Source organism: Mesorhizobium qingshengii, assembly GCF_900103325.1.
Classification (GTDB): domain Bacteria; phylum Pseudomonadota; class Alphaproteobacteria; order Rhizobiales; family Rhizobiaceae; genus Mesorhizobium; species Mesorhizobium qingshengii.
On record NZ_FMXM01000010.1, the window covers coordinates 141,946 to 154,241 of the forward strand.

The window sequence follows — 12,296 nt, forward strand, 5'->3', positions numbered from 1 at the left end:
AAGGCAGCAAACCTTTGGACGAGGGTGCAATCCCAGCCGACGTGAGATCGTTTGTCGTCACCAACCGCTCCGTGCTCGCCATCGCGGTGCCGATGACGCTTGCCTATCTGACGACGCCGCTGCTCGGCCTGGTCGATACGGCGGTTGTGGGACAGTTCGGCGACGCCGCCTTGCTCGGCGGCCTGGCGGCGGGGGCGCTTGTTTTCGACGTCGTCTTTACCACCTTCAATTTCCTGCGTTCGGGAACCACCGGCCTCGTTGCGCAGGCTTTCGGGCGCGGCGACGCCCTGGAGGAACAGGCGGTGTTCTGGCGCGCCGTGCTGATCGCGGTCGTCGCGGGCATCATCCTCGCCGCGCTTGCTCCTCTGGTCGCCATCGCCGGGCAAAAATTCATGGGTGCCGAACCGCGCGTCAGCGAGGCGATGGCCGTCTATATCCGCATCAGACTGCTCGCGGCACCCTTCTCGCTGATCAACTATGCCATCCTCGGCTATGTCTTGGGGCGCGGCGAAGGCGGGCTCGGACTGGTCCTGCAATTGGTCCTCAACGGCATCAACATCGCGCTCTGCTTCCTGCTCGGTCTGAAGCTCGGCTGGGGTGTCGCCGGCGTCGCCTGGGCGACCGTCACCGGTGAATTCCTTGCCATGCTGCTCGGTCTCGCCATCGTTGTCAGGCGCTTCCGGGCGACGCCACCCTTGCCGCGTCATCGCCTGCTCGATATGGCCGCCTTCCTGCGCATGCTGTCGCTCAACCGCGACATCATGATCCGCTCCTTCTCGCTGCTTGCCGCCTTCGCGCTGTTTACCCGCCAGGGTGCGCAGTTCGGCACGGTGACGCTGGCCGCCAACGCCGTGCTGATGAATTTCTTCCTCGTCGCCGGCTATTTCCTCGACGGCTTTGCCACGGCCGCCGAACAGCTCGCCGGTCGTGCCGTCGGCGCGCGTGCGGCCATCCCCTTCCGTCAGGCTGTCAGGCTGACCCTGTTCTGGGGGTTCGGGCTGGCCGGGACCGCGACCCTCGTGTTGCTGATGGCCGGGGCCAATCTGGTCGCCCTCGTCACGACGTCGGAGGAGGTCCGTTCGGTGGCCGATATCTACCTACCTTGGGCGGCGTTCACCGCGCTGAGCGGTGTGTTGGCGTTCCAGATGGATGGCGTCTTCATCGGTGCGACCTGGTCGCGCGACATGCGCAACATGATGCTGCTGTCGTTCCTGGTTTTCGTAGCCGCGCTGCTGACGCTGGCGCCCGCCTTCGGCAATCACGGCCTGTGGGCGGCGCTGCACGTCTTCCTGCTCGCGCGCGGCTTCAGCCTGTTGGCCATTCTGCGGCTGCGGCTGCGGACGGTGTTCAACTGAGTGGCTTCGTCGCCCATTGATCGAGATGGCCGTCGCGCAATTCGCGAATGGACTTGAGCCGCGACGTTTCGACAAAGCGTGCCATCCCGGCGACGATCCGGCCCGGCAGTGCGGGGCCGGCATAGATCATGCTGGTGTAGAGCTGGACGAGATCGGCTCCGGCAAGGATCTTTTCCAGCGCCGTATCGGCGGAATCGACGCCACCGACGCCGATGATGGCAAGCTCGGGTCCGAGCAACTTGCGCATCCTGGCCAGCACGATGGTCGAGCGTTCGAACAGCGGCTTTCCGGAGAGCCCGCCGGTCTCGCGCGCGCTGCCGCCGCTGCGCAGTGCTGGCCGGGAGATGGTGGTGTTGGAGACGATCACGCCGTCGATCCGCTTCTCGGTGACCTCGGCGGCGATGTCCTCCAGTTCGGCCTCGACCAGGTCCGGCGCGATCTTGAGGAAGACCGGCGGCTGCGCTGTTGCCGAGGCGCGTGCGGCCATGACGCGCGACAGGAGCTCGCCGAGCTGCTCGCGCGCCTGCATGTTGCGCAGGCCGGGCGTGTTGGGGGAGGAGATGTTAACCGTCAGATAGCTGGCGTATGGCGCGAAGCGGGCGACGCCGCGCTCATAGTCGCCGATGCGGTCGGTGCTGTCCTTGTTGGCGCCGATGTTGACGCCGACGATGCCGGAACGCCCCTTGCGCGCGGCGAGACGTCTTTCGGCGGCGGCGTGACCTTCATTGTTGAAACCCAGCCGGTTGATCACCGCTTCATCCGCCGTCAGCCGGAAGATGCGTGGCTTCGGATTGCCGGCCTGCGGCAGCGGCGTGATCGTGCCGACCTCGGCAAAGCCGAAGCCGAGGCCAAGCAGTGCGTCCGGCACCTCGGCGTTCTTGTCGTAGCCGGCCGCCATGCCGAGCGGATTGGGGAAGTCGATGCCGCAGACGCTGACCTTCAGCCTGTCGTCGCGTGTTGGTCGCCCGGTCACCGGCAGGCCGCATCGCAGCGCCGCGATAGACAGGCCATGCGCGGTTTCCGGATCTAATGTGAACAGCAGCTTCTGGCCAAGCCGGTCGAGCACGCTCATTCGCCCTCCAGTGCCGGGAACTGGTGCGCGCCGTCGGCGCCAAGCGGCAATGGTCGGACCCACAGCACGGCTTTCAGGTCCAGCACGCCGTAAAGATGCGGAAACAGCGCGCCGCCGCGCGAAACCTCGTATTTCAGCGCGGCGCCCAGGCTGACGCCGTCGATGGCGACCAGCAGAAGGCCGGTCTGGCCGGCAAAGTGCTTCGCCGCCGTTTCCCTGACTTGCGCCGCCGTGGAGAAATGGATGAAGCCGTCGGCGACATCGATCGGTGCGCCGGTGAAGCGGCCATTTGTTTCGGCCTCGCGCCAGGGTGCTTCCGGGGTTATCTTGTAGATAATCTGAGACATGATTGCGCTATAGTCCGAACCAGCCACGCGGGAAAGGCCACGCCAAGGGTCTTCCCCATTTCCGGCGCAAACATGCGATATATCAGGCTTTGGCCATGGAGGAACAACATGCGTCCGCAGCACATCTTGATCCCCGCCGCACTCGTCTCGCTGGTCGCGGCATCCGCTTTTTCCGAAGAAACCGACCGCTACCGGCTGGAAAAGTCCGATAACGGCTATGTCCGCATGGATACGCAGACAGGCGCGATGTCGATCTGCGAGGAGCGCTCCGGTCAGCTCGTCTGCAAGATGGCGGCCGACGAACGCGCCGCTTTCCAGGACGAGGTCGATCGCCTGCAGACCTCGATGAAGGCGATGGACGAGCGCGTCACCAAGCTCGAGAATTCGCTCTCCGCCCGCCTCGAATCGAAATTGCCGAGCGAGGAGGATTTCAACAAGACCATGAACTACATGGAGCGCTTCCTGCGCGGCTTCATGGGCATCGTCAAGGATATGGACAAGGACAATGGCGGCGGCGCCCAGCTCAACTGGCAGAAGACATGAGCGTCTAAAGTAGGGAAAACGCGGCGCGCTGGCTTTGCCGCTTGAAAACAGCGCGCAGCCCCTCATAATCGTTCATCTGGTCCCGGAAAAAGCAGAAAATCATCGGGGGATTCGGGGAGGAACATTTGCCGTCAGGCTATTCTTTCGTCATCGCCGACGATCACCCGCTGTTTCGCGGTGCGCTGCGTGAGGCGCTCGCCGGCATCGGCGACGTCGCCGCGATCCACGAGGCCGGAGATTTCGAAAGTGCCAAGGCGCTGCTCGTGGCCAACGAGGATGTCGACCTGGTGTTGCTCGACCTGTCGATGCCCGGCGCCAGCGGCCTCTCCGGCCTGATCTCGCTGCGCGGCATCCATCCGGCGGTGCCGCTGGTGGTGGTGTCGGCGCATGACGATCCGGCGACCATCAGGCGAGCGCTCGATCTCGGCGCGTCCGGTTTCATCTCCAAGTCGGCCAGCATGGAGGAAATCCGCGATGCCGTGCAGTCGGTGCTTGCCGGTGACATTGCCGCACCCGTCGGTGTCGATCTCGGCGTCGAGCGCGATCCCGAGATTTCCGACCTGATCAAGCGGCTGCAGGCACTGACCCCGCAACAGACCCGCGTGCTCGGCATGCTGGCAGAGGGCCTGCTCAACAAGCAGATCGCCTATGAACTCGGTGTCTCCGAGGCCACCATCAAGGCGCATGTCTCGGCCATCTTGCAGAAACTGGGCGTCGACAGCCGCACCCAGGCGGTGATCCTGCTGTCCAAGATCGGCAGCGACCCGCTGCAGGCAACCAGCTGACTATTCGGCGGCCGAAGCCAGCGGCCTGACCCTGGCCATCATCGAACGCAGCACGGCCGGCTTCAGCGGCTTGTTGATCACCGGTATCTCTAGCCCGCCCGCGGCCGTGCGCACCTCGTTGGAGCGATCGGCGGTTACCAGCACGGCCGGCAGATCGTCGCCGTGGATCGCGCGCAGCTTCATGATGATGTCGAGACCGGTTTCGCCGTCGAGATGATAATCGGCAAGGACGATGTCAGGGCGGTGTATGGCGGCTCCGTCCAGATCCCTTGAGCCGGACACTGTATCGACGTTGCACCCCCAGCCTTCGAGCAGCAGCCGCATGCCTTCGAGGATGCGGGCGTCGTTGTCGATGCAGAGCACGTGCAGCCCGGCGAGCGACGCTGTCGTACGGGCAGGGGCTCTGGTCTCGATCTCGCGGCGCGGCTCCTGCACGGCCGCCACGGGCAGTATGACGGAAAAACGTGTGCCCTTGCCCGGACTTGAAAAGATCCGGATTTCCAGGCGCAAAACCCTGGCGATGCGGTCGACGATCGAGAGGCCAAGGCCGAGCCCCTCGGCTTCGCGGGCACCTTCGTCCAGCCGGGTGAATTCGTGGAAGACGGTGTTCAGCTTGTCGCCGGCGATGCCGATGCCGGTGTCGATCACCTGGATCTCGGCCAGTTCGCCACGCCGTCGCACACCGACCAGCACACGGCCGTGGCGCGTGTATTTGATGGCGTTGGAGACGAGGTTCTGGATCAGGCGGCGCAACAGGTTGCGATCCGTCATCACTGTCACCGACGATGGCATGATCGTCAGGCCGAGCTTTTTCTCCGCGGCCATTGGCCGAAAATCATTGCCGATCTGGCGCAGCAATCCGTCGAGGTTGAAGGCTGTATCGTCCGGCTTCATTGCGCCGGCATCCAGGCGGGAGATGTCGAGCACGGCGCCGAGAATGGTCTCGACCGATTCCAGCGAGGATTCGATGTTGACCGCCGCCTTGCCGGCAGGCCCCTTGCCGGCCTTTTCGATCAGCGAAGAGCAATAGAGCCGGGCGGCGTTCAGCGGCTGCAGGATATCGTGGCCGGCGGCGGCGAGGAAGCGCGTCTTGCCTAAATTGGCCTCTTCGGCCAGCATCTGCGCCTGCGCCAGTTCCTCGTTGACCCGGGTCAGCTCGATGGTGCGGATCTTGACGCGCTGCTCCAGCGATTCATTGGCGCGCTTCAGCGCCAGGTCCTGTTCGACGCGCCCGGAAATGTCGGCGTAGGTGGCAACGATGCCGCCGTCCGGCATCGGGTTGGACCGCAATTCCAGGATGCGGCCGCTGGTCTTCAGCTCCATTTGCCAAGGGCTGACGAAACTGGTCAGCCGGTTGAGCATGGCCACACGCTGATCGGCGGGAATGTCGCCGCGCTCGGCGAGATGGCGCAGGATGCGGTCGAGCGAGACGCCGACCTGGCCCATCTCGTCTGGCAGGTCGAAAAGCGCCCGGTACTGGCGGTTCCAGCAGATCAGGCGGAAATCCCGATCGAAGACGGTGATGCCTTGCTCCATCTGGTCGAGCGCGATCTGCAGGAGGTCGCGGTTGTGCTGCAGCGCCTCGGTGGCGTCGTCGAGCAGGCGGAAGGCATCCCGTGATTCGCGGTCGTGGCGCCGGAACAACAGCGACAGGATCAGCCGTGCCGAGGAAGAGCCGACGGCGCTGGCCAGCAACTGCTCGGAGAAGCGGATGACGTCCATGCTCGCCTGTTCGTTGCCGTGCAGCGAGGTACCGTTGGTCTTTTCGAAAGACTGGAAGGAACGCTCGGTGCGTTCGACCCCGAGATAGCGCCCGATCGTGTCCTTGAGGTCGTTGACGGTGATGGCGGTGCGGAAGCGGCGCAGGCTGGGCATCGGGCCGGCATCGCGCGGCACGAAGATCGACGCCTGGATGCGTTCCAGCGGCACAGACGCACGCGAGAGGGAACCCAGAACGAAGAACACCGCGTTGATCGACAGGCTCCACAGCACGCCGTGATTCAGCGGCTCGGCGACGGTGCCGAACAGCGCCTGCGGCCGCAGCGCCTCGAAGCCGAACAGCCCCTGCACGATGATGTCGGTATCGGGCGCGACGAGCGAGGGCAACAGCAGTGTGTAGCCCCAGATGAGGATACCGGCGATCATGCCAAGTGCTGCACCCCTACCGTTGGCTCCGCGCCAGATCAGCCCGCCGATCAGCGCGGGCGCGAACTGGGCGATGGCCGCGAAGGACATAAGGCCGATCGACGACAGGCGCGCGCTGTTGGTGCTCTGGCGGTAGTAGAGGAAGGCGATGAACAGCAGGATGAAGATCGCTCCGCGCCGCACATTGAGGATGAGCGTCGACCAGTCCTCGGTCTCGGAGGTCGAGGTCTTGAGCAGGCGGCGCACGAACAGCGGAATGATGAGGTCGTTGGAGATCATGATCGACAGAGCCACGCTTTCGACGATCACCATCGCCGTTGCCGCCGACAGACCGCCGATGAAAGCCGCCATCGCCAGCACGTCGTGGCCGCTGAACAGGGGCAGCGACAGCACATAGAGATCGCTGCTGGTTCCGGTGCCGACCAGCGACAGTCCGGCAAAGGCGATCGGCAGCACGAACAGATTGATCGCCACGAGGTAGAGCGGAAACACCCATGTCGCGGTGCGCAACTCGGCCTCGCCGCGGTTCTCGACGATGGTGACGTAGAACTGTCGCGGCAGCATGATGATGGCAAAGCCGCTCAAGCCCGTCAGCACCAGCCAGGTGGCGAGCGAGGTATTATAGCTCATCGCTTGCCGGACCTGCGCGCTCTGGGCGAGCTTGTCGAACATGTCGCCGGGCCCGCCGAAGATCAGGAAGGTGACCATCAGGCCGATCGCCAGGAAGGCGGCCAGCTTGACCACGGTTTCGACCGCCACCGCCAGCACCAGCCCGTCCTGGTGCTCGGTCGCGTCGGCGTGGCGAGTGCCGAACAGCACCGCAAACAGCGCCAGCAGCATGGCGACGACCAGCGAGATGTCGCTGACGAACGGATCGAAGGAGGGCGGCGAGCCGGTGTAGTGCTCGACCATCAGGCTGACCGAGCCGGAAATCGCCTTCAACTGCAGCGCGATATAGGGCACCGCGCCGATGGTGGCGATCAGCGTGGCGATCGCCGAGACGGTAAAGCTCTTGCCATAGCGGGCACCGAGGAAGTCGGCGATCGAGGTGATCTTCTCGGTCTTGGCCAGCCGCACGATGCGGTTGAGCAGCGGAAAGCCGAACACGAACACCAGCACCGGGCCGGTATAGATGCCGAGGAATTCGAGGCCGCGTTCGGAGGAGAGGCCGACCGAACCGAAGAAGGTCCAGGACGTGCAGTAGATGGCAAGGCTGAGCGCGTAGATGAAGGGCCGGGCCCGGCCGGGCCCGGATATCGCCGAGCGGCGGTCGCCCAGGCTGGCAATGGCGAACAGCAGCGTCACATAGGCGATCGCGATGATGACGATGAACAAGCCCTGCACGCCCGCAATTTCCTCCCTTTGCCGTTTTCTATCCGGCTTGCCCGGACGCAATCACAGCTTGGCGTCCGAGTCCATTGCGGCTTTGGAAGCATGACCGTTGTTGCGACATTCGGACAGCACAACCAAAGTGCGGCGAGGGAAGAAAAAAGCGGTTGTTTTCTCGCTTTTGCCCATGTTGCAACCTCAGGTTTTTGTTATGTTGTCTCTGGGGCGAAGCCGCATGGATGGGAAATTGTGCGGCCGGTCATGGCAAGGAGGGTCGAATGCTGAAAGAATTCCAGGAATTCATTTCCAAGGGTAACGTGATGGACTTGGCCGTCGGCGTCATCATCGGCGCTGCCTTCGGCAAGATCGTCGACTCTCTTGTCAACGACATCATCATGCCGATCGTCGGTGCGATTTTCGGTGGTTTGGACTTCAACAACTACTTCGTCGGGCTTTCCTCGGCCGTCAACGCCACCTCGCTGGCGGACGCCAAAAAGCAAGGCGCCGTTTTCGCGTATGGCAGCTTCATCACCGTGGCATTGAATTTCATCATCCTCGCTTTCATCATCTTCCTGATGGTCAAGGCAGTGAACAATCTGCGCAGGCGGCTGGAGCGCGAGAAGCCGGCAGCTCCCGCCGCGCCGCCGCCCGCCGACGTCGCATTGCTTACCGAAATCCGCGACCTGCTCGCCAAGAGATAGACCGTCAGGTTCTTCTGGACCAAAACCCCGGTCGCTCGCGGCCGGGGTTTTCTGTTTTCGCATCTGGTAAGGAGCGCTAGTAACGCCCGAGACCGGAACGGATCCGTCCATGACCTTGATCGAAAGTTTGCGCGCCGAAGCCCGCGCGGCGCCAGAAAGCGGTATTGTCGCCGTCGTCAACCACGGCCGCCTGCGCGAAGGCCTGATTCCGCTCTGGGCCGGAGAGGGCGACCTGCCGACGCCCGCCTTCATCAGCGACGCCGCCGCCCGGGGACTGGCCAGCGGCGAGACATTCTACACCTGGCAGAAAGGCATTCCGGAGCTCAGGCAAGCGCTCGCCCGCTACTATGCTAGGCATTTCGGCAAGACTTTCCCTGAAGAGGAATTCATCGTCACCGGATCTGGCATGCACGCCATCCAGCTGGCGCTCGACGCGGTCGCCGGCGCCGGCGACGAGGTTGTCTATCTGTCGCCGGCCTGGCCGAATTTCGATGCCGCCGCGGCGATAGCGGGAGCCGTGCCTGTACCGGTAACGCTCGACCAGTCCGGCAATGGCTGGTCCTGCGATATCGAGAAGATCGCGGCTTCGATCACGCCGCGCACAAAGGCACTGTTCATCAACACACCGTCGAACCCAACCGGCTGGACCGCCGATCATGAGACCTTGCAGGCGATCCTCGATCTTGCCCGCGCGAAGAACCTTTGGATCGTCGCCGACGAGATTTATTCCCTGTTTCACTATGGCCATGGTCGTGCGCCGTCCTTCCTCGACATCGCGACGGCGGAAGATCGCATCCTGTTCGTCAACAGCTTCTCCAAAAACTGGGCGATGACGGGCTGGCGTGTTGGCTGGATCAAGACCCATCCCGCCTTGCAGCAGGTGTTCGAGAACCTGATCCAGTATTCGAACTCCGGCGTCGCACAGTTCATGCAGCGCGGTGCAATCGCTGCCCTTGATGGGGGCGATGCCTTCATTGCCGAACAGGTGGAGCGGGCGCGTGCGGCGCGTGACCTGGTCTGCGGCATCCTCGGTGCCACCGGCCGCGCCCGGTTCACCGTGCCGCAAGGCGCGTTCTATTTGTTCTTCAGGGTCGACGGCATTACCGATTCACGCGCCGCCGCTTTCGAGATCGTCGACAAGGCCAATGTCGGCCTGGCGCCCGGCACAGCCTTCGGCCCCGGCGGCGAAGCCTTCCTCAGGCTGTGCTTCCACCGCCGCCTCGACCAGATCGAGGAAGCAGCGCACCGGCTGGCGAAATGGATGAAGACCGTCTAGCCAAGCCGCCGACGTAGCCCGGATTGAAAATCGCTCGGGCGAGTGAGCTGGCGTGGGTTTCGAGAACCGGAGCGCAGCGGACATTCAGGTCCGTAAGCACCGAAAGCGTCAGATGGCCGTCGGAGTAGAGCTTCAAACGGACTTCAGCCGCCGGACTTGGGCACCAGCAGCGGAATGACCCGGTCGCTCTCGGCCACCGAGGGCCGGCCTGCCGAACCATAGGGGATGCCCAGCGCATCCCAGGTCTCGACCAGTGCATCCTGCAGTGCCGCAATCAATGCGTCGGTATGGAAGGGCGTCGGCGTGATGCGCAGCCGCTCGGTGCCGCGCGGCACGGTCGGATAGTTGATCGGCTGGATGTAGATGCCGTGCACGCCAAGCAGGCGATCGCTCGCCATCTTGCAAAGTTCCGGATCGCCAACCAGCAGCGGCACGATGTGGGTCGGCGATTCCATCACCGGCAGGCCGGCGGCGGAAAGGATCTGCTTGGTTCGCGTCGCCTGCTGTTGCTGGCCATCGCGCTCGGCCTGCGAGTGTTTGAGGTGGCGGATCGAGGCGGTGGTGGCGGCGGCGATCGCCGGCGGCAGCGCCGTGGTGAAGATGAAGCCCGGCGCATAGGAGCGCACCGCATCGATCACCGCGCTTGTGCCGGTGATGTATCCGCCCAGCGTGCCGAACGCCTTGGCAAGCGTGCCCTGGATGATATCGATACGATCGGCTAGGCCCTCGCGCTCGGTGATGCCGCCGCCGCGCGGCCCGTACATGCCGACGGCATGGACCTCGTCGATATAAGTCATGGCGTTGTAGCGCTCAGCGAGCTCGACGATCTGCTTGATCGGCGCGATGTCGCCATCCATCGAATAGACGCTCTCGAAGACGATCAGCTTGGCGCGTTCGCGGCCCGCCGCCTGCAGCAGGCTTTCGAGATGCGCGACATCATTGTGGCGGAAGATCTTCTTCTCGGCGCCGGAGCGCCGCACGCCTTCGATCATCGAGGCGTGGTTCAGTTCGTCCGAGATGATCAGGCAGTTGGGCAAAAGCCGGGCAATGGTCGAGATCGAGGCCTCGTTGGAGACAAAGCCGGAGGTGAAGACGAGTGCAGCTTCCTTGTCGTGCAGGTCGGCAAGCTCCACTTCGAGCTCGACCAGCGGGTTGCTGGTGCCGGAAATATTGCGGGTGCCGCCAGCGCCGGACCCCATTTTGCCGGCCGCATTCTGGAACGCGGCGATGACGTCGGGATGCTGGCCCATGCCAAGATAGTCGTTGGAGCACCAGACGGTGATTTCCTCGGCGCGGCCATTGGCACGCCAGATGGCGCGCGGAAACTTGCCTGCGATACGCTCCAGGTCGGCGAAGACGCGATAGCGACGCTCTGCATGGAGCTGGTCGATCGCTTCTTCGAAGAACCGTTGATAGTTCATGTCGGCTTCCCAATTTTTGCGCGGGATCATAGTCATTGCCCTACTGGTCGTCCACCGGGCCTTTTTGGTCAAAATGCCACGCCCCAGACCTGTTCCTAACGACCACGGATCGTGGCCTATTCCCTTGATGTGGATCAACTTTGTTTCAGGATGATGCCACATGCCGACCATGCCGGTTACCACGGCTTGTAGTGGCCATCCGGCAGGCTTTCCAGTAAGGCGGTGGTTGAGACAGTTTCCGATAAATCTTGAGATGCGAGGAAGCGGATGACGGTTTTGGTGACAGGCGGTGCCGGTTACATCGGCAGCCACATGGTCTGGGAGTTGCTGGATGCCGGCGAGAGTGTGGTCGTGCTCGACCGTCTTTCGACCGGCTTCGAATGGGCGGTGGCGCCGGAGGCAAGGCTGGTCGTCGGCGATGTCGCCGACAAGGAATTGGTCGGTTCGATCATCAGGGACAACAAGGTCGATGCGATCATCCATTTCGCTGGTTCCATCGTGGTCCCGGAATCGGTCGCCGACCCGCTCGGCTATTACGAGAACAACACCTCGAAGACGCGCACGCTGATCGAAACCGCGGTGCGCGAAGGCGTGCCCAACTTCATCTTTTCCTCGACCGCCGCCGTCTATGGCGGCGCCGGACTGGAGCCGGTGCGCGAGGATGCCCGCCTGGCGCCGGAATCGCCCTATGGCCTGTCCAAGCTGATGAGCGAATGGATGCTGCGCGACGCGGCGATCGCGCACGGTCTGCGCTATACCGTGTTGCGCTACTTCAACGTCGCGGGCGCCGACCCGAAGGGTCGCACCGGCCAGTCGACGCCAGGCGCCACCCATCTGATCAAGGTCGCCTGCGAGACGGCGCTCGGCAAGCGTCCCTTCATGCAGGTGTTCGGCGCCGACTATCCGACGCCGGACGGCACCTGCATGCGCGACTATATCCATGTCAGCGATCTGGCGGCGGCTCATCGCCTGGCCCTGCAGCGGCTGCGCGACGGGGCCGCAAGCCTCGTCGCCAATTGCGGTTACAGCCATGGCTATTCGGTGCTCGAAGTTATCGACAGCGTGCGCCGCGCCTTCGGCCATGATTTCGAGGTGAAGATGGGCGATCGGCGCCCAGGTGACGCCGCTGCGGTGGTTGCCAATTCGGATCTCGCCCGCGCGGAACTCGGATGGACCCCGCAACGCGACGATCTCGATCAGATCGTTGCCGATGCGCTCGCCTGGGAGCGTATCCTGACCGGCAAGAACTCCGTACGGAGCTGAGCCGGCGGCTTTTCTCCCTAGGGCTCGCAAGGCGCTCAGTGAAGCGCTATTGAAGGCAT

The 12,296-nt window shown here is 63.7% G+C and carries 10 protein-coding genes; 6 read left to right on the forward strand and 4 right to left on the reverse strand.

Features of this window, described 5'->3' with window-relative positions; translation table 11 throughout:
- Positions 1-14: 14 nt before the first annotated feature.
- Positions 15-1,355, forward strand: coding sequence for an MATE family efflux transporter (locus BLS48_RS17625; protein ID WP_091580072.1), 1,341 nt, complete (start codon positions 15-17; stop codon positions 1,353-1,355).
- Here the strand turns inward: BLS48_RS17625 and BLS48_RS17630 are convergent.
- Both BLS48_RS17630 and BLS48_RS17635 read right to left on the reverse strand, forming a co-directional pair.
- Positions 1,348-2,427, reverse strand: a complete 1,080-nt coding sequence (locus tag BLS48_RS17630) for a quinone-dependent dihydroorotate dehydrogenase (RefSeq protein WP_091579807.1) — start codon at positions 2,425-2,427, stop codon at positions 1,348-1,350. The two genes, BLS48_RS17625 and BLS48_RS17630, sit on opposite strands and share 8 nt — an antisense overlap.
- The gene (locus BLS48_RS17635) at positions 2,424-2,774 is read right to left on the reverse strand and encodes a DUF952 domain-containing protein (protein WP_091579810.1); all 351 of its coding nucleotides are present in this window, start codon (positions 2,772-2,774) and stop codon (positions 2,424-2,426) included. Before BLS48_RS17635 ends, BLS48_RS17630 begins: the two co-directional genes overlap by 4 nt.
- Positions 2,775-2,882: 108 nt before the next feature.
- Here BLS48_RS17635 and BLS48_RS17640 point away from each other — a divergent pair, with 108 nt between their 5' ends.
- Positions 2,883-3,317, forward strand: coding sequence for a hypothetical protein (locus BLS48_RS17640; RefSeq protein WP_091579812.1), 435 nt, complete (start codon positions 2,883-2,885; stop codon positions 3,315-3,317).
- Positions 3,318-3,442: 125 nt separating this feature from the next.
- Positions 3,443-4,102 carry a response regulator transcription factor gene (locus tag BLS48_RS17645; RefSeq protein WP_091579815.1) on the forward strand — a complete coding sequence of 220 codons (660 nt, stop codon included), beginning with the start codon at positions 3,443-3,445 and terminating at the stop codon, positions 4,100-4,102.
- Here the strand turns inward: BLS48_RS17645 and BLS48_RS17650 are convergent, their stop codons facing one another.
- Positions 4,103-7,591, reverse strand: a complete 3,489-nt coding sequence (locus tag BLS48_RS17650; RefSeq protein ID WP_091579817.1) for a PAS domain-containing hybrid sensor histidine kinase/response regulator — start codon at positions 7,589-7,591, stop codon at positions 4,103-4,105.
- A 263-nt stretch (positions 7,592-7,854) separates the two neighbouring features.
- Between BLS48_RS17650 and mscL the strand changes: the two genes are divergently transcribed.
- Positions 7,855-8,277 (forward strand): large conductance mechanosensitive channel protein MscL, encoded by a 423-nt coding sequence (mscL, locus tag BLS48_RS17655; protein WP_091579820.1) that lies wholly within the window; start codon positions 7,855-7,857, stop codon positions 8,275-8,277.
- Positions 8,278-8,386: 109 nt separating this feature from the next.
- Positions 8,387-9,553: a pyridoxal phosphate-dependent aminotransferase gene (locus BLS48_RS17660; RefSeq protein ID WP_091579822.1), complete on the forward strand. Its 1,167-nt coding sequence runs from the start codon at positions 8,387-8,389 to the stop codon at positions 9,551-9,553.
- A 143-nt stretch (positions 9,554-9,696) separates the two neighbouring features.
- On the opposite strand, the gene hemA is transcribed toward BLS48_RS17660, so the two are convergent.
- On the reverse strand, positions 9,697-10,974 hold the full coding sequence (hemA, locus tag BLS48_RS17665) for a 5-aminolevulinate synthase (RefSeq protein ID WP_091580075.1): 1,278 nt from the start codon (positions 10,972-10,974) through the stop codon (positions 9,697-9,699).
- A gap of 267 nt (positions 10,975-11,241) precedes the next feature.
- Here hemA and galE point away from each other — a divergent pair, with 267 nt between their 5' ends.
- Positions 11,242-12,237 (forward strand): UDP-glucose 4-epimerase GalE, encoded by a 996-nt coding sequence (gene galE / locus BLS48_RS17670; protein ID WP_091579825.1) that lies wholly within the window; start codon positions 11,242-11,244, stop codon positions 12,235-12,237.
- Positions 12,238-12,296: the final 59 nt, after the last annotated feature.

Coding starts and splice junctions, on each gene's coding strand:
- BLS48_RS17630 (WP_091579807.1), bottom strand. CDS start 2,427: ATGAGCGTGCTCGACCGGCTTGGCCAGAAGCTGCTGTTCACATTAGAT.
- BLS48_RS17635 (WP_091579810.1), bottom strand. CDS start 2,774: ATGTCTCAGATTATCTACAAGATAACCCCGGAAGCACCCTGGCGCGAG.
- BLS48_RS17640 (WP_091579812.1), top strand. CDS start 2,883: ATGCGTCCGCAGCACATCTTGATCCCCGCCGCACTCGTCTCGCTGGTC.
- mscL (WP_091579820.1), top strand. CDS start 7,855: ATGCTGAAAGAATTCCAGGAATTCATTTCCAAGGGTAACGTGATGGAC.
- BLS48_RS17660 (WP_091579822.1), top strand. CDS start 8,387: ATGACCTTGATCGAAAGTTTGCGCGCCGAAGCCCGCGCGGCGCCAGAA.
- hemA (WP_091580075.1), bottom strand. CDS start 10,974: ATGAACTATCAACGGTTCTTCGAAGAAGCGATCGACCAGCTCCATGCA.
- galE (WP_091579825.1), top strand. CDS start 11,242: ATGACGGTTTTGGTGACAGGCGGTGCCGGTTACATCGGCAGCCACATG.